Source organism: Brevibacillus laterosporus (assembly GCF_030489605.1).
GTDB lineage: Bacteria > Bacillota > Bacilli > Brevibacillales > Brevibacillaceae > Brevibacillus_B > Brevibacillus_B laterosporus_E.
Map to the genome: position 1 here is coordinate 149528 of NZ_JAUKFY010000001.1, position 25079 is coordinate 174606.

Below are 25079 nucleotides of genomic sequence, written 5' to 3' on the forward strand. Positions count from 1 at the left end.
CGCAATGAGACAGGTGGTGCCATACATCGTGCAAAAAAAAGACAAGATCAAAGATATCTATTCACTTTCTCCGTTACAAAAGGGCATGCTATTTCATTCTATGAAAGACCCCCAAAGCGATGCCTATTTCGAGCAGGTTACCCTTTTGCTGGAGGGGGTTGTAAACCCAACCTATTTGGCTGAAAGTATTCAGGGACTCGTACAAAAATACGACATGTTCCGAAGTGTGTTCCGCTATAAAAAAGTAGACCCTGTTCAGGTTGTGCTTAGTGAACGCAAAATAGATTTACAGATTGAGGACCTTACTCAAATCAATGAAGAAGAGCAACGGAAGTTCATCGAGGAATATAGAAAAAAAGACCGGGAAAGAGGCTTTGATCTTTCCCGGGATATCCTGCTACGTTTTACATTGTTTCAAACAGCCGCCAATCGGTATGAATTACTGTGGAGTCATCATCATATCCTGATGGATGGCTGGTGCACAGGTATCGTTTTTCAGGATTTATTTCAAATGTACCAACGTCGCTTGTCAGGACAGGCCTTGCTTCCGGAGGTGGCCCCTCAATATAGCGAATATATACGTTGGTTAAAGAAACAAGATGACCAACAAGCATTGGCATTTTGGAAGGAGTATCTACAGGGATTTGAAAACCTTACGGGTATCCCGCGTCTAAGGTCTGGCAATCATCCCTACAAGCAAGAGGAATTCATTTTCTCCTTGGGAGAGGAAGCTACACAAAAACTAACGCAAACGGCTCAAAAGTATCAGGTAACCTTAAATACAGTTGTGCAAACAATTTGGGGAGCGTTATTGCAAAAATACAATAACACGAATGACGCGGCTTACGGCGTGGTTGTCTCCGGACGACCCGCCGAGGTGCCCAATGTTGAACAAATGGTGGGGTTATTCAGTAATACGATTCCAATCCGCATTAAAAAGGAAGCGGGAAAAACGTTTGGGGAAGTGCTGAAAAACGTACAGCAAACAGCGCTGGAGGCAGAAAAATACGGATATCTTTCTTTAGCCGATATTCAGGCGAATGCAGCTTATACGCATCAATTGCTTGATCATATTTTAGCGTTTGAAAATTTCCCGATGGATCAAGAAACATTCAATCAGGAAAACGTACTCGGGTTTGCTGTGAAGGATGCCCACACGTTTGAGCAGACGCACTATGATCTGACCGTGCTAGTTATTCCCGGCAAGGAATTAATCTTTAAGTTTATGTATAACGAAAGTGTTTATTCAAAAGAGTATCTCAATCTTTTAGAGCTGAATATGAAAAAGCTGGTTTCTTTGGTTATTGCGCAACAAGATATCTTTGACCCAGCTACCGAGTTTGTATCCGATCTGGAAAAAGATAAGCTTTTAACCATTTTTAATCGTACTGATGCAAAGTATCCAAGAGAGAAAACGATTCATGAGCTGTTTCAAGAGCAGGTTGACAAAAACCCTGATCAAGTGGCACTCGTATTTGGCGAGGCTCAACTAACATACGGCGAGCTGAACGAAAAGGCGAATCAAATGGCCCGCGGTTTACGCAAACAAGGGGTTTTACCTGATCAGGTGATAGGGTTACTTACGGATCGTTCCTTAGAAATGATCATAGCCATTCTAGCCATCTTTAAAGCTGGTGGCGCTTATATGCCTATCGATCCATCTTATCCGAGTGAACGCATTCAATACATGCTAGCAGATAGTCGCACCCATTTGTTATTGGTGCAAAAAGCTGAAATGATCCCAGCCAATTATCAGGGTGAGGTACTGCTGTTAACAGAAGATAGCTGGATGGATGAGAATACAGACAATTTAGATTTGGTCAACCAAGCGCAAGACCTGGCCTATGTCATGTACACCTCAGGTTCAACAGGTAAACCAAAGGGGAATCTGACAACACATCAAAATATCGTCAAGACCATCATTAACAATGGCTACATAGAGATTACGCCCAATGATCGTCTTCTACAGTTGTCCAACTACGCGTTTGATGGCTCTACCTTTGATATATACAGCGCATTGTTAAACGGAGCTTCCCTTGTTTTAGTACCAACGCATGTACTGATGAATCCGAATGATTTGGCATCAGTCATTCAAGACCAGCATATTACCGTGTCCTTTATGACAACATCTCTGTTTAACACTCTGGTTGAGCTGGATGTGACAAGTCTCAAACAAATGCGCAAGGTGGTGTTTGGAGGAGAAAAGGCTTCGATCAAGCACGTAGAAAAAGCGCTGGATTACTTGGGAGATGGACGTTTGGTCAACGGGTATGGACCAACAGAAACTACTGTTTTTGCCACTACCTATACGGTTGACCATACGATCAAGGAGACGGGGATTATGCCGATAGGTCGCCCGTTAAACAATACAAAGGTCTTTATTTTGGGAGCAGACAATCAATTACAGCCGATAGGTGCATTAGGCGAGCTATGTGTGAGCGGGGAAGGTCTTGCCCGCGGGTATCTCAATCTTCCAGAGCTGACTGCCGATCGTTTCGTTGAGAATCCTTTTGTGCAGGGAGAGAGAATGTATCGCACAGGGGATTTAGCTCGTTGGTTACCGGATGGAAGCATTGAGTACGTAGGCAGAATAGATGAACAAGTAAAGATTCGGGGAAATCGGATCGAATTAGGTGAAATTGAAGCTAGATTACTGGAGCATCCTGCTATTAGCGAGACTGTTTTGCTGGCGAAGCAGGATAAGCAGGGGCATTCCTTCTTATGTGCCTATCTGGTGACAAATGGTGCTTGGTCAGTCGCAGAGCTTCGCAAGCATATTAAAGAAACATTGCCGGATTCTATGGTGCCATCTTATTTTATCGAGATAGAAAAAATGCCGCTTACTTCAAATGGCAAGGCAGACAAGCGTGCATTGCCAGAGCCAGATGTTCAACAAGTAAGCTCCAATATGGCTCCTGAGACGGAAACAGAGGAAAAGCTGGTTCAACTATTCCAAGAAATCCTAAGTGTCGAACAAGTCGGTACACAGGATAATTTCTTCGAGCTGGGCGGTCATTCCTTAAAAGCGATGATGCTGGTTTCACGAATGCACAAGGAATTAGATATAGAAGTGCCGCTCAAGGACGTGTTTGCTCGACCTACAGTTAAAGAATTGGCCGCATTTCTTACAAACACAGAAGTGTCGGATTATATAGCGATTGAACCGGCCGCAAAGCAGGAATTTTATCCGGTTTCTTCCGCACAGCGCCGAATGTACGTAGTGGAGCAAATCGGCAGCAGTAATACAACCAGCTACAATATGCCTTTTTTGCTTGAAATAGGAGGAGCCCTCGATGTAGTAGGATTACAAAAAGCATTAAAGAAACTGGTCATGAGACATGAATCGTTAAGAACATCCTTTCACATGGTTGATGAGGTATTAATGCAAAAGGTTCATCCTGAAGTGGATTGGGATTTAATGGTCATGGAAGCAAAAGACGAGGACCTTCAGCAAATCATTGATGGTTTTATACAGCCGTTTGATTTAAGGGACGCTTCTTTATTTAGAGCGGGACTCGTACGAATTGAAGCTGATCGACATTTGCTGATGCTTGATATGCACCATATTATTTCAGATGGGGTATCCACTAATGTATTATTCCAAGACCTGATGCAAATCTATCAGGGCAAGGAGCTCCCTTCCCTTAGAATTCAATACAAGGATTATGCTGTTTGGCAGCAGACAGAAGCCCAGGTTAATCGTTTACGTGAACAGGAGCAGTATTGGCTCAACCAATTTTCGGGAGAGTTACCTGTACTGGAAATGCCTACCGATTACACCCGTCCATCCATTCAGCAGTCAGAAGGGGATATATGGTCATTTGAAATTAGTGCTGAGATCATAAACAAATTAAAAAAACTATCTTCTTCGCAGGGTACAACCTTGTATATGACATTGCTGGCCGCCTACCAAGTATTATTGTCAAAATATACGGGGCAAGAGGACGTTATTGTGGGTTCTCCTATTGCCGGCCGACCTCATGCGGATGTAGAAAAGATTGTTGGTATGTTCGTTAACACGTTAGCCTTCAGAGGGCAGCCGAAATCAAATCAAACCTTTAGTGCATATCTGTCCGAGGTTAAAGAGCAAGTATTGCAAGCATATGACAATGCAGAATATCCGTTTGAGGAGTTACTTGAAAAGCTTGATTTAGAAAGAGATTTAAGTCGTCATCCGCTGTTTGATACGATGTTTGCTTTGCAGAATATGGAAATGGCTGAAATCAATATCATGGATCTTTCCTTTCAGCCGCGGGATTTAAAATGGAAAAATGCAAAATTCGATCTGACGTGGATGATGGCCGAAGCGGAAAATTTGTATGTCACCATTGAGTATAGTACCTCGCTCTTTAAGCCAGAAACAATTGAGCGATTAGGGAAACGTTTCACCCATTTACTAAAACAGATCGGGGATGCTCCGGAACATTTGATTGCTGACTTAGAATTAGCGACAGAGGATGAAAAACATCAGATTTTATCGGTATTTAATTTGACTCAATCAGATTATCCAGCAAATAAAACAGTTCATCAGCTCTTTGAGGAGCAAGTGAAAAATATGCCTGATCAGAAGGCAGTCGTATTTGGCGAAGAGCAAGTAACTTACAAAGAATTAAACGCCAAAGCTAACCATCTGGCTACTCTCTTAAAACAAAAAGGCATAACAAACGAACAACTTGTGGCTGTTATGATTGAGCCTTCCGTCGAGTTTTTTGTAGGCATTCTAGCTGTTCTGAAAGCAGGAGGGGCTTATCTGCCAATTGACCCTACTTATCCGGAGGAACGAATTGCCTATATTTTGGAGGATAGTCAATCGAAGGTTCTGCTAGTGAGGGGTCATGAACAGGTACAGATACAATTTACTGGGGAAATCTTGGCAATTGATAGCAAGAAGTTGTCTACCGAAGACCTGGAAGACCTACCTGTAAATAACAAAGTAACCGATTTGGCTTATGTCATTTATACATCTGGTTCCACTGGACAACCAAAAGGCGTTATGGTGGAGCATAGATCGTTGATGAATCTTTCAGCTTGGCACGTTCAATATTTTGGCATCACAAAAGATGATCGAAGCACCAAATACGCAGGGGTTGGATTTGATGCATCTGTATGGGAGGTCTTCCCTTACTTAATAGCTGGTGCAACGATTTACGTTATCGATCAAGAAACAAGATATGATGTAGAAAAACTGAATCAGTACGTAACAGATCAAGGAATTACGATCAGCTTTTTACCAACGCAATTTGCTGAACAGTTTATGCAGACAGATCATACTAGTCATTCTGCCCTGCGCTGGTTGCTTATCGGCGGTGATAAAGCCCAGCAAGCAGTTCAGCAGAAGAAGTATCAGATTGTTAATAACTATGGGCCTACTGAGAACACGGTTGTAACAACAAGCTATATAGTGAGTCCTGAGGATAAAAAAATCCCGATAGGCCGTCCAATAGCTAATAATCAGGTATTTATCTTAAATAAAGAGAATCAATTACAGCCAGTAGGGATTCCGGGTGAACTATGCGTTAGCGGCGACAGCCTAGCGCGCGGCTATCTGCATCGTCCAAAGTTAACGAATGAGCGATTTGTAGCTAATCCGTTTGTCCCGGGCGAACGCATGTACAAAACCGGAGATATCGCCCGCTGGTTACCAGATGGAAATATTGAGTATCTAGGCAGATTGGATGATCAAATTAAGATCAGAGGATACCGGGTTGAATTAGGTGAGATCGAATCGGCTATTTTGGAGCATGAAGCAATTCAGGAGACAGTAGTGCTCGCAAGACAAGACGATCAGAATCAGACATATCTATGTGCTTATGTTGTACCGAAAAAGTCGTGTGATATGGCCGAGCTTCGTCAATATCTAGGCAGAAAGCTTCCCCATTTTATGATTCCGGCCTTCTTTACGGAAATGACGGAGTTCCCAATTACATCGAATGGGAAAGTGGATAAAAAAGCACTTCCGCTACCAGATTTGTCCAAGCAATCAGAGACTGATTATGTTGCCCCAACCACCACATTAGAAGAAACACTGGCGGAACTATGGAAAGAAGTGCTAGGAGTCTCCCAAGTGGGAATCCATGATAACTTCTTTAAACTGGGTGGGGATTCGATCAAGGCTATTCAGATCGCAGCCAGATTAAATACGAAGCAATTAAAATTGGAAGTTAAGGATTTATTCCAGGCACAAACGATTGCTCAGGTCATCCCATACATCAAAACCAAGGACAGTAAAGCGGAGCAAGGAATTGTTCAAGGCAAGGTAGAGCTAACCCCTATACAGGAATGGTTTTTCCAGCAATCCTTCGATATTCCACATCATTGGAATCAGTCCATGATGTTTTACCGAAAGGAAGGATGGGATCAGCATGTTGTACAACGGGTGTTCCAAAAAATTGTAGAACACCATGATGCCTTGCGAATGGCCTATCAGCAGGAAAATGGTAAAACGATTCAGATCAATCGCGGAGTGGAAGGAAAGCTGTTTGAGCTAAGCGTTTTTGACTTTAGACAACAGGCGAATGTGCCAGAGCTGATCGAACAAGCAGCTAATCGCCTACAATCCGCAATGAATTTACAGGACGGTCCATTGGTTCAACTGGGACTCTTTCAGACATCTGAGGGGGATCATCTTTTGATAGCAATTCATCACTTAGTAGTCGATGCCGTTTCATGGCGAATCATTACCGAAGATTTCATGAATGGCTATCAACAAGATTTACAGGGAGAGCCGATTGCATTTACGAGCAAAACAGACTCCTACCAAAAGTGGGCCAAGAGCCTGCTAGAGTACGCTAATAGTGAAGAAATTCAATCAGAGATGAAATACTGGCAAAGCATTATTGCAAAAGAGATACCTGCCTTGCCAAGAGATTCGAAAGCAGGCGCCCCTTATCTACTCAAGGATATACAAGAAGTCGCTATCCAATTGACAAAAGAGCAAACGAATCAATTATTAACGGATGCCCATAACGCCTACAACACACAGATTAACGATCTGTTGTTGACGGCACTGGCTCTAGCCATTCAGGAATGGGCACAAACCAATCTAATCGCAATTACACTAGAAGGCCACGGACGCGAGGATATTGGGGTGGATATTGACATTAACCGTACAGTTGGTTGGTTTACGTCTATGTATCCAGTGGTATTTGATTTGCAGAAGCAAGGTATTTCAAATGCGGTTAAGCAAGTAAAAGAAGAACTGCGACAGATACCTAATAAAGGGATTGGCTATGGAGTTGTTAGATACCTATCGAGTCAAGGAAGAACAGAGCTGGATCTAAGCTCCCATGCGATAAATCCAGAGATTAGTTTCAATTACCTTGGGCAAATGGATCAATCTGGACAGGAAGAGGAGTACCAATTGTCCCCATTGTCTTCCGGTCAACAGATTAGTCAGATGAATCAAGGCTTGTTCCCGATAAATGTGAGTGGAATTGTAGTGGAAAATCAGTTGTCCATTCAAATATCTTATGATAGCCAAGCTTATCATGATTCTACTATGGAAAAGCTGATTCAACGTTATCAATATCACTTGTTGGAGATTATTAATCATTGTGTTCAGCAGACAGAAACAGAATTGACCCCGAGTGATTTTTCCACCAAAGAGCTTTCGATGGAGGATTTAGAATCAGTATTTGAGTTACTAGATGAATAAACTTTGGTTATGTCATTAGGAGGCTTTATATGTTAAGTAAAGCAAATATTAAAGACATCTATACATTATCTCCGCTACAAAAAGGCATGTTATTTCAGCATTTAAAAGAAGAAAGCACGGCTTATTTTGAGCAATTGCACTTTACGATTAAGGGACAGCTATATGTAGATAGCTTCGAAGCAAGCTTTCAGCATCTCATAAACAAATATGATGTGCTACGAACCGTTTTTCTGTATAAAAATATGACCCAGCCCATGCAAATGGTTTTAAAAGAAAGAAAAACAAGTGTGCATTTTGAAGATATCTCTCACCTAGATTCGAAAGCTGCGAGTCAATATGTTGAAGAGTTTAAAAATCAGGATCGGGAAAAGGGATTTGAACTCTCGAAGGATATTCTCATGCGTTTCGCTATTTTGAAGGCTGGTGCTGAGTCCTACCATTTGATTTGGAGCTTCCATCATATTTTAATGGACGGCTGGTGCATGGGCATTGTGTTACAGGATTTGTTCAGAATGTATCAGCAGCATCGTCAAAATATGCCGATTACCGTGGAGAGCGTTCCTGCATACAGCGAGTATATCCGTTGGCTTGAGAAGCAGAATGTAACAAAGGCGAGGGATTACTGGAAAAATTACTTAGAGGGCTATGAGGAATTAACAGGTATCATTCGTCTCGATACGAAGCATGCAAGTCACAATAACGAGGTGCAGGAATGCGCGTTTACACTGGATAAAGACATAACGGCAGGACTTACTCAGCTCGCACGTCATTATTCAGTAACAGTAAATACGCTATTTCAAACGATTTGGGGCATGCTGCTGCAAAAGTATAACAATAAGGATGATGTTGTGTTTGGTGCGGTCGTATCTGGCCGCCCCTCTGAAATCCATGGCGTAGAAAACATGGTTGGCTTGTTTATCAACACTGTCCCTATTCGTATTCAAAAACAAGCGAATGATACCTTTAGCCGTTTATTAATAAGAGTTCACGAATCTACGCTATTGTCTAAACAGTATGAGTTTGTATCCTTAGCAGATATTCAAACTGATGCAGGATTTTCTGGTCAATTGCTAGATCACATCTTAGTTTTTGAAAACTATCCGATAAGTGAAGGTTCTTTTGAGGAAGAAGAATTTACGATGGATAGTATAAAAACCTATGAGAAAACAAGCTATGACCTAAACGTGATGATTCGGCCTAATGAGGATCAGCTTGATATTGCCTTCCAATTCAACGATGACGTGTACTCAAGCGACAATGTAAAAAGACTGTTCCAACATATGAAGCAACTGGCCCTGGCTGTAATCAAGAATCCGGATGAGCGCCTTGAAGCAATTGCAATGATAACAGAAGAGGAACGCCAGCAAATCCTGAATGATTTCCAAGGGGAGATAGTTGATTTTGGTAAAGAAAAAACGCTCCCTGAGCTGTTTGAAGAACAGGTGAAACGAACTCCAGAAGCAATTGCACTTCGATTTGAAGATCAGCAATTGACCTATCGGGAGCTAAATCAGCGAGTGAATCAAGTAGCCTGGACACTTAGAATGAAGGGCCTTCAGCGGGAAGAGCTCGTTGGAATTATGGTGCAGCGCTCATTGGAAATGATCGTTGGTGTGCTAGCCGTTATAAAAGCAGGCGGTGCATACGTGCCGATTGATCCGGAATATCCGCTCGACCGAATCCAATATATGCTGGAAGACAGTGCAACCAATTGGCTGTTAACCATTAAACAGAGCGAAATCCCTTCTATCTATCAAGGGCATGTCCTGGATCTTGAGGAAGATACGGTGTATCACGAGCGGACTTCAGATCTAGAGATTGTGAATCAATCCAGCGACTTAGCTTATATTATCTACACATCCGGTTCTACTGGTCAGCCTAAAGGCGTCATGATTGATCATCGTGCTGTTCATAATTTGCATTTGTCAGCAGGCATCTATGGAATAGCACAGGGAAGCCAGGTTTTGCAGTTTGCCTCTTTAAGCTTTGATGCTTCGGTTGGTGATATCTTCCATAGCCTATTAACGGGAGCCACCTTGCATCTTGTAAAAAAAGAGCAATTACTATCCGGACACGCCTTTATGGAGTGGTTAGACGAAGCTGGCATTACGACTATTCCGTTTATTCCACCAAGCGTTCTGAAAGAATTGCCACATGCGAAACTGCCTAAGCTTAAAACTATCAGTACTGGCGGGGAAGAATTACCGGCCGATTTAGTAAGGATTTGGGGAGCCAACCGCACATTTTTAAATGCGTACGGTCCTACAGAAACGACGGTTGATGCTACGATTGGTGATTGTGTAGAAATGACGGATAAGCCTTCGATTGGTACGCCAACCGTTAATAAGCGAGCATATATTTTAGATCAATCTGGTCAGATTCAGCCAATCGGTGTTCCTGGGGAGTTATGCGTAGGTGGAGAAGGCGTAGCTCGTGGATACTTACATAGACCTGAGCTTACAGATGAAAAGTTCGTGGACGACCCTTATGTACCAAACGGAAGAATGTATAAAACGGGAGACTTAGCTAGATGGTTGCCGGATGGGACAATCGAATTTTTAGGCCGTATGGATGGCCAAGTAAAAATTCGTGGATTTAGGATTGAGCTTGGAGAAATTGAAGCTCGGCTAAACCAAGTCCCATCTGTAAAGCAGGCTGTGGTTCTAGCTCGTTCAGGAGAACAAAAGCAGGTATACCTTTGCGCATATTTGGTGACGGACAACGATTTGCAGGTTTCAGCCTTGCGTAAGGAATTAAGTCAAACGTTACCGGACTATATGATTCCATCGTTTTTTATAAAAGTCGATAAGATTCCAGTCACAGTAAACGGCAAGATAGACAAGAAAGCCTTGCCAGAACCAGAAAAAGAAGTAGAGCTGCAAACCGAATATGTTGCTCCAACGAACCCAACTGAGGAGATTCTTGCACAGATTTGGCAAAAGGTGCTGGGCATGGAGCGAGTAGGGATAGAGGATAACTTCTTTGAGCTGGGTGGTCACTCTATCAAGGCGATGATGCTTGCTTCCAACATTTATAAGGAATTAAAGATTGACCTTCCTTTGCGTGAGATTTTTAAGCATACGACAGTAAAAGAAATGGCGCGATTTATCGACGGTCGGGATGAAGAAGAATACGTCGGAATTCAGCCCGCAGCAAAACAGGAATACTACCCTGTCTCTTCTGCACAAAAAAGGATGTATGTCATTCAATCATTGGAAGATAAGGCTCAGGGTACGAGCTACAATATGCCGTCTTTCTATAAAATAAAAGGCTCTGTAGATGCTGAGAAATTAGAGAAGGTCTTCCAAACATTAATTGATCGGCACGAATCATTACGAACCTCCTTTCATATGATCGAGGAGCAGCTAGTTCAAAAGGTTCACGAACAGGTTTCATGGAAAATGGACATGAAAACCGTCAGCGCCAATGATGTTTCAAGAGTAAAGGATTCGTTTGTCCAACCGTTTGACATCAGTACAGCTCCTTTGTTCCGAGCGAGTCTTCTTACGATTAATAAAGATGAGCACATTCTTATGATGGATGTACACCATATTGTAGGAGACGGCGTTTCGACTACGATCCTGTTCCAGGAGCTTATCCAGTTGTATCAAGGGCAAGCGTTACCTGAAGTGAAGATACACTATAAAGATTACGCCGTGTGGCAATTGTCCCAGGAGGATCGTTTAAAAGAAAGTGAAAATTTCTGGATGCAGCAATTTTCTGGAGAATTGCCGGTGTTGGAGCTACCTACTGATTATTCTCGTCCACCAATTCGCCGATTGGAAGGAGATTATGTAAGCCAAAGCCTACGCGGTGATCTCCATGCAAGCGTAAAAGCCTTCATGAAAAATCACGAAGTAACGCTATATATGGTACTGCTTGCGGCATACAACGTTTTTCTGCACAAATACACGAATCAGCGCGACATTATTGTTGGTACGCCTGTTTCAGACCGACCGCATCCAGATGTCATGTCCACTGTCGGTATGTTTGTAAATACGCTGGCAGTCCGAAATCAGTTGGAGTCTGAGCAAACCTTCGAAGAGTTTTTAGCAAATGTGAAAAATAAAATGCTAGAGGTCTATGGTCATCAGGAGTATCCGTTTGAAGATGTAATTGAAAAAGTAAAGGTTCAAAGGGATACAAGCAGACATCCGCTATTTGACACAATGTTTGGTGTGCAAAATCTGGAGACATCTCACGCGGAGCTACCCGATTGGGGTATAGAACCATTGGATATCGACTGGACTAACTCCAAGTTTGATATGAGCTGGATGGTATTTGAAGCAGACGGTCTAGAAATTGGCGTGGAGTATAGCACAAGCCTATTTGAGCGCAACACGATTCAGCGAATGATCGGACACTTTGAACATATCATCGAGCAGATTATGGAAAATCCCCAAATTCGTTTAGCAGATATTCAGTTGACGACAGAAGATGAGAGAATCCAAATCTTAGAGGAATTCAATCATCAACCAACAAAAATAACCTACGATCAGGCAATCCAAAACAGATTTGAAGAACAGGCTATGAAGACGCCTGATGCAGTGGCGCTTGTATATAAAGGTCAGGAGTTAACCTATCGTGAGCTTAACCAAAGATCAAATCAGATGGCTCGTACATTAAGAGAGCATGGGGTCGGGCGTGATCAAATAATTGCGGTCATGATTAATCGATCACATGAGCTGATCATTAGTATCCTAGCCGTATTAAAGGCAGGAGGAGCATACCTGCCAATAGATCCAACGTACCCGCTTGATCGTATTGAACACATGCTAGAGGATAGCCAGACTGCAATGCTGTTAACTCAAAAAGAAATCCAAATACCTACAGGATATTCGGGGGAAGTTCTCTTCATTGATCAAGCTGATATTTATCATGAGGATGTTACGGATTTATCTAGTATGAATCAGCCTGCTGATTTGGCCTATATTATTTACACATCAGGCTCTACTGGAAAGTCCAAGGGAGTAATGATCGAGCATCGTTCATTACATAATCTGATTCATATTTCTGACCCCTATAAAATGGGAGCAGGAAGCAGAGTCCTTCAATTTGCCTCTAGCAGCTTTGATGCTTCGGTAGCAGAGATCTTTCCAGCTCTTTTAACTGGATCAACTTTGTATATTGAAGAGAAAGAGGAGCTATTAACCAATTTAATTCCTTACTTGCTAGAGAATCAAATAACAACAGTAGCATTGCCGCCATCCTTATTAAGGTCCGTACCTTATACGGAACTACCAGCATTAGAGTGCATAGTTAGTGTCGGAGAAGCTTGCACATTTGATATTGTGCAAACTTGGGGGCAAAACCGCACCTTCATAAACGGATACGGCCCTACAGAATCAACTGTTTGCAGTACCTTTGGTGTCATTACAGCAGAGGACAAGCGCATCACGATTGGTAAACCGTTCCCTAATCAAAAGGCCTATATCATCAATGAAAATCAACAGCTGCAGCCAATCGGGGTTCCAGGTGAGCTTTGCATAGCAGGGGCCGGGTTAAGCCGCGGGTACCTGAATCGTCCTGAGCTGACACAAGAAAAATTTGTAAACAACCCCTTTGCACCTGGTGAGCGTATGTACAAAACAGGAGACGTAGCTCGCTGGCTGCCTGATGGCAATATCGAATATGTAGGTCGTATGGATGATCAGGTTAAAGTACGCGGTAACCGGGTCGAGCTTGGGGAGGTTACCAGCCAATTGCTTACCCACCCTTCGATTACAGAAGCTGTTGTTGTACCAATAGTCGATACACATGGAGCAACGACACTATGCGCCTATTTCATCGAGGATAAAGAAGTGAAACTCAACGATTTGCGCCATCATTTGGCTAAAACTCTGCCTGAGTTTATGATTCCTGCTTACTTTATTAAAGTAGATCATATTCCATTGACAGGAAACGGAAAGGTAAATAAACGAGCATTGCCTGACCCTTCCGAATTCATTTCGGCACAAGCAGGCCATGAAATCGTTGCCCCTTCTTCTCAGGATGAGGAAATACTGGTTCAGGTATGGGAAGAAGTCCTGCAGATCAAACCGATTGGGGTAGAGGACAACTTCTTTGAACGAGGCGGAGACTCTATTAAGGCATTGCAAATCGCAGCTAGACTTAGCAAATTTAATCGGAAATTGGATAGTAGACATATTTTTAAAAATCCAACGATTTCCATGCTGGCTCCTTACCTTGAGAAAAGAGGCGCTTTGATTGAACAAGATTCAATTGAAGGCGAAGTGCCGATTACACCGATTCAATCCTGGTTCTTTGAACAGCCTTTTGAGCATCCACACCACTTTAATCAATCTATGCTTCTGCCAAATCAACAAGGCTGGGATCGTCAACGAATAGAACAAGCATTTACAACCATTGTAAAACACCATGATGCCTTAAGAATGAAGTACCAGTTTAGAGAGAAGATCATTCAAGAAAATCAGGGTATCGAGGGAGAATTTTTTACCCTGCATGAGGTGGATGCAACCAAGGAAAGAGACTGGCAAAGCCGCATTGAACAAGAAGCGAATCAACTCCAAGCAAGCTTTGATTTGACAACAGGCCCTCTTGTAAAGCTTGGCTTATACCATACGGCATATGGCGATTATCTTCTGATTGTCGTACATCATCTCTTAATTGATGGTGTCTCATGGCGCATTCTGCTGGAGGATTTCCAGACGCTTTATGAGCAAAAGGGTGAGCTGCCGGCGAAAACCACTTCCTTTAAGACGTGGGCTGTGCAACTGGAGGATTATGCTCGCAGCAAAAAGCTACAAGACGAGGCAAGCTACTGGAAAGGGTTGTTGAACAGATCGGTAAGAGAGCTGCCTGCGGATAAGGAATCAAGCGATACATTCCTTTTTGGAGATACAAAGGAAGTGCAGCTTACCTTTGATATAAATGAAACCCAAGACTTGCTTGCGAATGCCCACCATGCTTACAAGACAAAAGCGGATGATTTATTGCTGGCAGCGTTGGTTCTTACCATAAATGAGTGGACTCAGCAAAGCGATATCATAGTGAATTTGGAAGGTCACGGCCGTGAGACGATTGTGGAAGGCATTGATTTGAGCCGTACAATTGGCTGGTTTACGACCATTTATCCAGTCCTGTTTGAAGTAAGGGACCATCAACTCTCCAGTGTGATTAAACATGTAAAAGAAACGCTGCGCAATGTGCCGAATAATGGTATTGGGTTTGGAATCTTACAATACATGACTCAGTCTGATGTAAGCCAGAGCCAATTAAGTTCTCATCACATAAGCTTTAACTACCTAGGTCAGATGGGAGAAGATTCCGCTAGTCAGTCTGAGACGGATAATGGAGTCCTTATCAATACAGGAGACCAGATAAGCCCAATGAACGCAAATCCGAGCTCGCTTAATATGACTTGCCTTGTAATGAATAATACGTTGCTTGTTACTTTTGATTATAATCCGCAACGTTACGAACAGGAGACAATTCAACGTCTGGCAGATCGTTATAAGGGCAATTTACAAGCAGTTCTCGATCATTGTGTTCAACGAGAGCAGACAGAGCGAACACCTAGTGATTTTAGTACGAAGAAGCTTTCTTTAGAGGACTTAGACGACGTGTTTGCAACACTTAAAAATCTATAAAGGTATCCTGAGGAGGAGAAGATTAACTTGATTAATACCTCAGACGTCAAAGACATTTATAGTTTATCCCCGATGCAACGAGGCATGTTATTTCATACATTAAAAGACAAAGAAAACCTTGCCTATTTTGATCAAACAACCTTTCAATTGGAAGGTGACATATGTGTCGAATCCCTTGAGAAAAGTTTTAACGAGCTGATTCGCAAGTATGATGTCCTGCGTACGATCTTTTTATATCAAAAATTAAAAGAGCCGATGCAGGTTGTGTTAAAGGAACGTACAGCAAGTATTCATTATGAGGATTTCTCTATGAAGAGCGAGTCGGATAAAGCAAAGGCTCTTCGTGCAGCAAAACAGAGGGACCGGGACGAGGGCTTTGACCTCTCCCGGGACATCCTCATGCGGTTATCTTTATTGAAAGTCGCATCTAAGCAATATGAATTAGTGATCAGTAGCCACCATATTATCATTGATGGATGGTGCACGGATATTTTGTACCAAGAGCTGTTTTATTTTTATCAATGCTTCGTGGCAAATCAACCTATCCCTGCTGAGAAATCGATTCCGTACAGCAGATATATTCGTTGGCTGGAAGAACAGGATGAAGAGGAAGCAAAAGCTTATTGGAGTGATTATCTGCAAGATTTCGACGGGGCATCTGTAATCCCTAAGCAAAATATTAAGGGAGAGAAGGAAGTATGCACCATTGATAAGGTAACCTTCCGCTTTGATAAAAAGCTGTCGGAGGAACTGGTGCAGGTAGCAAAAGCTTGCCAAGTAACAATAAGTACCTTGTTTCAAACAATGTGGGGCATCCTGCTACAAAAGTATAATAATTCTCAGGAAGCTATATTTGGATCTGTTATTTCAGGAAGATCACCAGAGATTCCCGATGTGGAGAAAATAGTTGGAATTTTTATTAATACCATTCCTGTTCGCATTCGGACATTGGACAAGCAAACCTTCAAGGAATTGTTGACTCAGGTTCAGGAGGCATCTGTCAACTCTGAAAAATATAATTATCTAACATTGGCTGATATTCAAGCAGTTACCGGATCGAATCATGCACTTATCCATCATATTGTGGCATTTGAAAATTTCCCGATTGCCTCGGACAGCTTCGTTGATTCGAGCGAATCCGATTCAGAAGAATTGAAAGTTGTGAACGTCTTAGACGATCATGAGAAGACCAACTTTGATTTTAATGTCCAAGTTCAGCTTGATACAGAGTTACTAGTAAAAATCTCTTATAATCAAAATCTTTATAATAGAAGCTTTATTGATAATATCTTTAATCACCTGCAACAGATTGCCGAGTCTATCATTCATAACCTAGATGTTCAAATAGATGAGATAGCTATTGTTTCTAAGGAGGAAAAGAATCAGCTATTAAGCTATTCCACTCCAGCCAAGTCAGATTTTCCGATGGATAAAACCATTCACCAGCTATTTGAGGAGCAGGTATCACGGACACCGGAGCAGATAGCGGTCGTCTGTAAAGGGGAGTCCTTAACCTATCGCCAGTTAAATGAGAAGGCCAATCAATTGGCATGGGTGCTAAGAAAACGAAAGGTAAGACCTAACGAGATCGTAGCGATCATGGCAGAGCACTCCCTAGAGATGTTGGTTGGGGTGATTGGGATTTTAAAGGCAGGTGCGGCCTATCTTCCTATTGACCCATCCTACCCAGAAAAAAGAATCGCCCATATGCTACAAGATAGCAAAGCGGAGCAATTACTTATCCAGCCCCATTTAAATATGCCGCAGGACTTTAAGGGAAGTGCATTATGGTTAACAGAGGAGAGCTGGGCGAAGGAGAGTACGACCGATCTGCCCCTTGCTACGAGCGCAAATGATCTAGCATACGTTATTTATACCTCAGGCTCAACGGGACTGCCTAAGGGAGTCATGGTTGAACATCAAGCCTTGGTTAATTTAGTCATGTGGCATAACGAGGCATTTGGCGTAACGATGACTGATCAATGCACCAAATTGGCAGGCTTTGGATTCGATGCATCGGTGTGGGAAACCTTCCCTCCGCTTATACAGGGAGCTACGCTTCATGTGTTAGAGGAATCAAGACGCGGGGATATTTATGCTCTGCATGAATACTTTGAAAAGAATTCGATCACCATTAGCTTCTTACCTACTCAATTAGCCGAACAATTCATGGAGCTTACAAGCAGTACATTACGTGTGTTACTCATTGGCGGTGACCGAGCCCAAAAGGTTAAAGAGACACCGTATCAAATCATAAACAATTACGGTCCAACCGAAAATACAGTAGTAACGACGAGCGGCCAACTGCATTCTGAGCAGGATGTTTTCCCGATTGGAAAGCCGATTACCAATCACAGCGTTTATATTTTGGATCAGAACAGACATCTTCAGCCGATCGGAGTACCTGGCGAGCTATGCGTCAGCGGTGCCGGACTTGCAAGAGGCTACCTCAATCAGCCTGAACTCACCGTAGAACGCTTTGTTGATAATCCCTTTGTACCTGAAGAGAGAATGTATCGCACAGGGGACTTAGTTCGGTGGAGAACCGATGGCAGCATCGAATATCTGGGAAGGATAGACGAGCAAGTCAAGATTCGAGGATACAGAATTGAGCTAGGTGAGATCGAAACAAAGCTTCTTGAGCATCCTTCCATTAGTGAGGCGCTCGTCGTGGCTCGCAATGATGAGCAAGGTTATACCTATCTCTGCGCTTATGTGGTAGCGACCGGGGCCTGGAGCGTATCTTCATTACGAGAGCATTTAATCGAAACATTGCCCGAATATATGATTCCAGCTTACATGATGGAAGTTGAAAAAATGCCGCTTACTGCAAACGGAAAGGTAGATAAGCGAGCGTTGCCGATACCTGATAGGCAAAGAATGAACGAATATGTGGCACCTGCAACAGAGACGGAGGAAAAGCTAGTTCAACTGTTCCAAGAAATTTTGGGACTTGAGCGTATTGGTACTACAGATCACTTCTTTGAATTAGGCGGACATTCGCTGAAGGCGATGATGCTTGTGTCTCGTATGCACAAGGAGCTAGGTGTGGATGTGCAGTTAAAAGAGATGTTTGCTCGCCCAACGGTTAAAGACCTGTCTGCCTACATAGATCAGATGAACGGTTCTGCTTACACAGCGATTCAGCCAGCGGAGGAACAGCCTTATTATCCTGTTTCTTTTGCACAAAGAAGAATGTATGTTGTACAGCAAATGAGAGATAGTGAAACGACGAGCTATAACATGCCGTTTACGTTTGAGCTAAAAGGAAAGCTGCATCTGGACAAGCTGAGAGAAGCGTTACAGATTCTCGTCCTACGACATGAAAGTCTCCGTACATCGTTTCATATGATTGATGAAAATCTAGTTCAAAAAGTAAATAAAGATATTTCATGGGATTTAGAAGTAATAGAAGCTACGGAGTCAGAGGTTCAAGTAAAACTGGAGGAATTTATCAGACCTTTCAATTTAAGTGAGGCTCCGCTTTTCAGAGCTCGTTTAATTTCCTTGAATCCACAGCATCATCTTTTGAGCTTGGACATGCATCATATTATTTCAGATGGGGTATCTATGAACCTGTTCCTGCAGGAATTCATGACACTCTATCAGGGAGAAGCATTGCCAGCGCTCGCTATCCAATACAAGGACTTCGCCGTATGGCAACAATCAGACGAGCAGCGAGCTAGATTAAAAGAGCAGGAAAAATATTGGTTACATCATTTTTCTGACGAGCTGCCTACCTTAGAATTGCCAACAGATTTTCAGCGCCCTGCTATACAGCAATTTGACGGAGATGAATGGACGTTTGAAATTAATGCTGATCTTCTAGCAAAGGTCAAACAAATCTGCTCTAGCCAAGGCACGACGTTATATATGACTCTTCTCGCTGCTTATCAGGTGTTCTTGGCTAGATATACCGGGCAGGAGGATATCATTGTAGGTTCTCCAATTGCTGGACGCTCTCATGCTGATTTGGAAAACATTGTAGGTATGTTTGTAAATACATTAGCTTTGCGCGGGAAGCCAAAGGCAGATCAATCCTTTCTCTCCTATCTAAAACAGGTAAAAGAGACCGTATTCCAAGCATACGCGAACGCAGAATATCCATTTGAAGAGTTGATTGAAAAACTCGATTTAGAACGGGATCTGAGTCGTCATCCGCTATTTGATACCTTGTTCTCTTTGCAAAATATGGAAATGTCTGAGTTCCACATGAGTAATCTGGAAATTTTTCCTTATGAAACGGGACAAAAGAATGCAAAATTCTCTCTTAGCTGGTTAATAGCAGAAGGAGAATCGCTTTATGTAACAATCGAATACAGCACCAAATGCTTTAAGCAAGAAACCATTAAGCGCATGGCCAGTCATTTTGAACAACTGCTAGCGCAAATTGTTGAGCAACCGGAAGCGCGCATTGGCCATCTGGAGTTAGTAGCAGATGCCGAAAGAAAGATGTTACTGGAAGACTTTAATCTGACAAAAGTCGACTATCCAAGAGAAAAAACAATTCAAGAATTATTTGAAGAGCAGGTGGGCAAAAACCCTGATCAAATCGCGCTTATATGCGGAGAGGAACAGTTTACCTACGAACAATTAAATGTGAAATTTAACCAATTAGCTCACGTATTAAGAAGAGAAGGCGTTCAACCCAATCAGGTAATAGGGCTAATTACGGATCGATCGCTGTCGATGATTGTGGGTATTTTTGGAATTTTAAAAGCAGGTGGGGGCTATTTGCCAATCGATCCGACCTATCCGACCGAGAGAATTCAATACATGCTTGAAGACAGTCAAACTCACCTATTGTTGGTACAACACAGAGACATGGTTCCAGCTGGTTATCAGGGAGAGGTTTTGATAATAGAGGATGAGATAAGCCGAGATGAACAAGTACCTAACATAGATTTGATCAATCAGCCGCAAGACTTGGCTTATGTCATGTACACATCTGGCTCTACAGGTAAACCAAAGGGGAACCTGACTACTCATCGAAACATTATCAAAACGGTATGCAATAACGGATATATTGAGATAACGACTGAGGATCGTCTTTTGCAGTTATCTAATTATGCATTTGACGGCTCTACCTTTGATATATTCAGCTCGTTATTACACGGAGCAACGCTGGTACTGGTACCAAAAGAAGTGATCTTGAACCCAACAGACTTGGTTACATTGATACGCGAACAGCAGATTACTGTATCGTTTATGACTACTTCATTGTTTAATGCATTAGTGGAACTGGATGTAAGCAGTCTCCAAAACATGCGCAAGATAGCTTTTGGAGGAGAAAAGGCTTCATTCAAGCATGTGGAAAAAGCATGGGATTTTCTCGGAAATGGACGATTGGTGAATGGATATGGTCCCACAGAAACAACAGTTTTTGCTACAACCTACACTGTGGATGAGCGCATTAAGGAATGGGGGATTATACCGATTGGTCGACCGCTACATAATACTACGATCCACATTTTAAGCGCTGAAGACAAGCTACAGCCAATTGGGGTCATTGGAGAGCTGTGCGTTAGCGGTGAAGGATTGGCACGCGGTTACCTTAATCTACCAGAGTTAACGATGGAACGATTTGTTGAAAATCCATTTAGACCTGGAGAAAGAATGTACCGCACAGGGGACTTGGCTCGTTGGTTACCGGATGGGGTTCTTGAATATGTAGGACGCAAGGATGAACAAGTGAAAATTCGCGGACACCGAATTGAGCTTAGTGAAATTGAAACAAGGATATTGGAGCATCCTGCTATCAGCGAAACGGTTCTTCTAGCCAAGCGAAATGAGCAAGGCAGCTCATACCTGTGCGCTTATATTGTTGCCCATGGCCAATGGAATGTCAAAGAAATGCGCAAGCATGTAAGAGATGCTTTGCCAGAACACATGGTGCCTTCTTATTTTATTGGCTTAGACAAACTTCCCCTTACCTCCAACGGTAAAGTCGACAAACGAGCATTGCCAGAGCCAGAGGGCAGCTTGCAACTGACTAGAGAAATTGTTGCTCCACGTAATGAATCTGAAAAACAGTTAGTTGAAATTGTTGCTGAGGTTCTGGGACTAGAAGCTAGTGAAATAAGTATTACCGATAATCTTTTTGAACTGGGTGGACATTCCCTGACTATCTTAAGGATCCTTGCTAAGGTTCACACATTTAACTGGAAGCTTGAAATGAAAGACTTCTATAATTGCAAGAACCTTGAGGAAATAGCAAGCAAGGCAACTGATATGCTGGAAAATCAAAATCTGTCTGGCAGTGGCTCGGTCTTTAAAAAGGGTGAGAAGAAATCAATCCCGGCAGTACCCGTCCACGATAGGCAAAAAGAGATGGAGCATGTTTTATTACTCGGCTCCACTGGCTTCTTAGGCATTCATTTGTTACATGAGCTGCTACAAAAAACAGAAGCGACGATTCTTTGCGTCATTCGTGCAAAAGATGATGAAGCTGCTAAACAACGTCTGCGTCAAAAAATCGATTTTTACTTTGCCTCACAGTACAGCAGCTCCCAAATTGATGAGTGGTTTACCCGCATCCAAATCATTCACGGTGATATTACGCAAGCCAACTTTGGATTAGAGGCAAACCATTACGAGTCGCTAGGAGCTATCGTTGACACTGTCATTCATACGGCTGCATTGGTGAAGCATTACGGGTACTATGAAGAGTTTGAAAGAGCAAATGTACATGGAACTCAGCAAGTAGTTACCTTTTGCTTGAACAATAAATTACCAATGCACTATGTTTCAACCCTGAGCGTTTCGGGAACCACCGTTGAAGGAGCAACAGAGCTTGTAGAATTTACTGAGAAGGACTTTTATGTTGGTCAAAACTATGAGTCAAATGTATATCTGAGAAGTAAATTTGAAGCCGAGGCCGTGATTGTAGGCGGAATGGAAACCGGACTCGACGCACGTATCTACCGGGTTGGTAATTTAACAGGACGTTTTCAGGATGGATGGTTCCAGGAAAACATTAATGAAAATATGTTCTATCTTCTATCGAAAGCCTTCCTTGAGCTTGGAGGTTTTGATCAGGAGATTATGCAGGGTATGGTTGATTTAACCCCTATTGATACATGTGCACAAGCTATTATACACATCATCAACAGCAAAGGAATTCAGGAAAGAGTCTTCCATTTACAAAATCCGCACTTGGTAACATACGATGATATGTATCGTGTATTTGAAGAGCTTGGCTTTTCAAGACGGGTACAAAGTCGAGAAGATGTTACACGTGAACTAGATGTAATGATGTCTCAGGGTGATGAAAAGGAATTTTTGGCTGGGATTCTGACCACAATGCTGGGTGATGTAGAGCGTGCCGAACAATTTAATGTTGCAGTTGATTCGAGTAGGACATTGCAGCTATTAGAGGATACCTCGTTTACCTATCCTGTTCCTGATGATGAGTATTTGCGCAAGCTGGCTATGCATATGATCAAAGTTGGGTTTGTTGCTCCTAATCATACTGTTACTGAAAAAATAGGAACTGGTCGTTAGCGCTATGCTAGCGACTGGTTCCCCACCTAAATGAATAGCTAAAGGAAGGAGAGGGAACCCATGGCAGTCATTGAACTAAAAAACCTTACGAAAAAGTATAATGAGGTCTATGCTGTTGATCATCTAAATATAGAAGTACCTCAAGGGCATATTTATGCGTTTTTAGGTAGCAATGGAGCGGGAAAGACAACCACAATTAAAATGATGACGGGCCAATTGAACCCTTCAGAGGGAGAGGTTCTATTTCTGGGGCGCAATATTTGGCAGGATCGTGAAGCAAGAAGAATTGCGGGCTATGCTCCAGACGTTCCACTTCTTCATGAAGGATTGACAGCCAGAGAGATGATACGCTTTGTGGGGGCTCTTTATGACAGTGACGAGGATATGAATAAACGTGTTGACACGTTGTTAGAACATTTTGAGCTGGCAGATAAAGCGGACCAGCTTATTAAAGAATACTCATTAGGAATGAAACGAAAGGTTTCGATTGCTTGCGCATTGATTCATCGCCCCAAAATCCTGCTATTAGACGAAGTTACGAATGGATTGGACCCAAAGGCGACCCGTGAAGTGAAAAATTATATTCGACATTTTGCCAAAGAAGAGGGTGGTACTGTTTTTATCACAACTCATATTTTGGATATTGTTGAAGAATTAGCCGATACAATTTCTATCCTGCATAAAGGAAAAATCAAAGTGACGGGAAGCATGGAAGAATTGCGCCAAGTGGCAGGCAATGAAGAAGGTCGATTGGAAGATATCTTTTTATCCGCTATCGAGTAGCAGGAGGTGACAGAATTGTATGTGGGCACAAACGAAATGGATTAGTTTCTTTTACACAAGACCCTTCTTTAATCGCTTTTTTATCCATAGTCCTTCTAAATGGATCATTTATGTGGGCTTGGGAACCATTGCTATTGCCATGTACTTTTCGGAGAATTTTGGGCAGCTTCTCCTACATGCCAGTCTTAGTGCTAGATTGATGCTTCTCATAGGGGAATGTATTTTTGTCGGTTTGCTTCGAGGCATGAATACGTTGACACAACAAATGTACTCTGATCGATTACTGACGTTGTTCCATGTATCAGGAGTTTCTCCGTTTCGGATGATCCTTGGGCAATCTACTTCAAGTCTGCCTCTGTACACGTGGTCATCCATTATGATTGCTATTCCATTAACGATTGGCTATTCCGTGATGGAAAGAGTTCTGTATGTTTTGTTATTCCTAGTCGTTTCTCTATTAATGATTTGGTTAACAGACATCTTAAGCCGATTTTTAATGGTTCTGACCATGCGGTTTTTCCCTATTATTGTAAAAACATTCGTAGGTATCTCCTCACTTGCCTATGTTGCGTTAATTGGTCTATTGGTTTGGGCTTTGATTGAGGTTGAAACAATTTCTCCAGAAGCTTGGCAAAGCTTAGAGCGTTTTATGGTATATGTTTTGTGCATTTTCGCGGTCGGTCTTGGAGCGTTGTTTCTATTCTCTGAACAAATTGGAAGGTTTTATTACGAAAGCTGGCTTAACCATGCGGAGTCGCAAGATAGGACCAGACCAGAAACACAGGAAAATCTATCGAATTTGGTCAAAAACGCTCATGATGCCATTGTTTTTAAAGACATCACGCTCTTAATAAGAAACCCCATCACAAAAATCCGCTTCTGGTTTTGGGTGATTGCCATTATCTGTGGAGCAGTGGTAGCGAAGTCGGGTGTGGCCAGTTCCTTTTTAACGGAAGCAAACCAAGCCTATTATGTCTTATTGTTCGTTTCCTTGCTTACAGCACTCGTTTTTGGTGAGGTTGTATCAGCACTCTACCAATTAGAAGAACAAAACTACATTCTTTATTATGTAGCGGCTGTAAAGGGAAGTACGATTTTCTGGGCAAAAACAATGACAGCATCGCTCTTGGTGGTAGCCCCAGCGATCATAGGTCACCTCATTCTAGCCATTGTCCTGCAATTCTCTTTCATGGAGTGGCTGCTAGGAGGATTACTTATTCTTGGCTTTACCTTTGGCTCCATAATCGTTCAATTAAGTATAGCTTCCCTTGATAAGAAGGGGAGAGGTGGAGTCAATCTTAAAGAAGGCTCGGAAGAAGAGGAAATGCTTAAGCAATCCCCGAAAAAGCCGATTGCCATTGTATCGTCTATTGTGGGATTGATTTATCTAGGCGTATGTCTTTGGTTATATTGGATCAATATTGGCATTCCCATTCTAGCAACAATCGTGCTGCTTACGCTACTATTGAGTCTGGTTGGAGTTCGTTATAGCGCGAGATAAAAAGAGAATAATGCAATTTTGTGTCATA

Annotated in this window: 5 protein-coding genes; all 5 read left to right on the forward strand. The window is 42.4% G+C overall.

The window, feature by feature from the left end:
* The first annotated feature begins 28 nt into the window (after positions 1-28).
* The 5 genes from QZ995_RS00550 to QZ995_RS00570 are packed head-to-tail and all read left to right on the forward strand — an operon-like array spanning position 29 to position 25051.
* On the forward strand, positions 29-7654 hold the full coding sequence (locus QZ995_RS00550; protein ID WP_301801747.1) for a non-ribosomal peptide synthetase: 7626 nt from the start codon (positions 29-31) through the stop codon (positions 7652-7654).
* A gap of 29 nt (positions 7655-7683) precedes the next feature.
* On the forward strand, positions 7684-15264 hold the full coding sequence (locus QZ995_RS00555; protein WP_301801749.1) for a non-ribosomal peptide synthetase: 7581 nt from the start codon (positions 7684-7686) through the stop codon (positions 15262-15264).
* A 27-nt stretch (positions 15265-15291) separates the two neighbouring features.
* Positions 15292-22767 carry a non-ribosomal peptide synthetase gene (locus QZ995_RS00560; protein ID WP_301801751.1) on the forward strand — a complete coding sequence of 2492 codons (7476 nt, stop codon included), beginning with the start codon at positions 15292-15294 and terminating at the stop codon, positions 22765-22767.
* A gap of 60 nt (positions 22768-22827) precedes the next feature.
* Positions 22828-23550, forward strand: coding sequence for an ABC transporter ATP-binding protein (locus tag QZ995_RS00565; RefSeq protein ID WP_301801752.1), 723 nt, complete (start codon positions 22828-22830; stop codon positions 23548-23550).
* A gap of 19 nt (positions 23551-23569) precedes the next feature.
* Positions 23570-25051, forward strand: a complete 1482-nt coding sequence (locus QZ995_RS00570; protein ID WP_301801753.1) for a hypothetical protein — start codon at positions 23570-23572, stop codon at positions 25049-25051.
* Positions 25052-25079 lie beyond the last annotated feature (28 nt).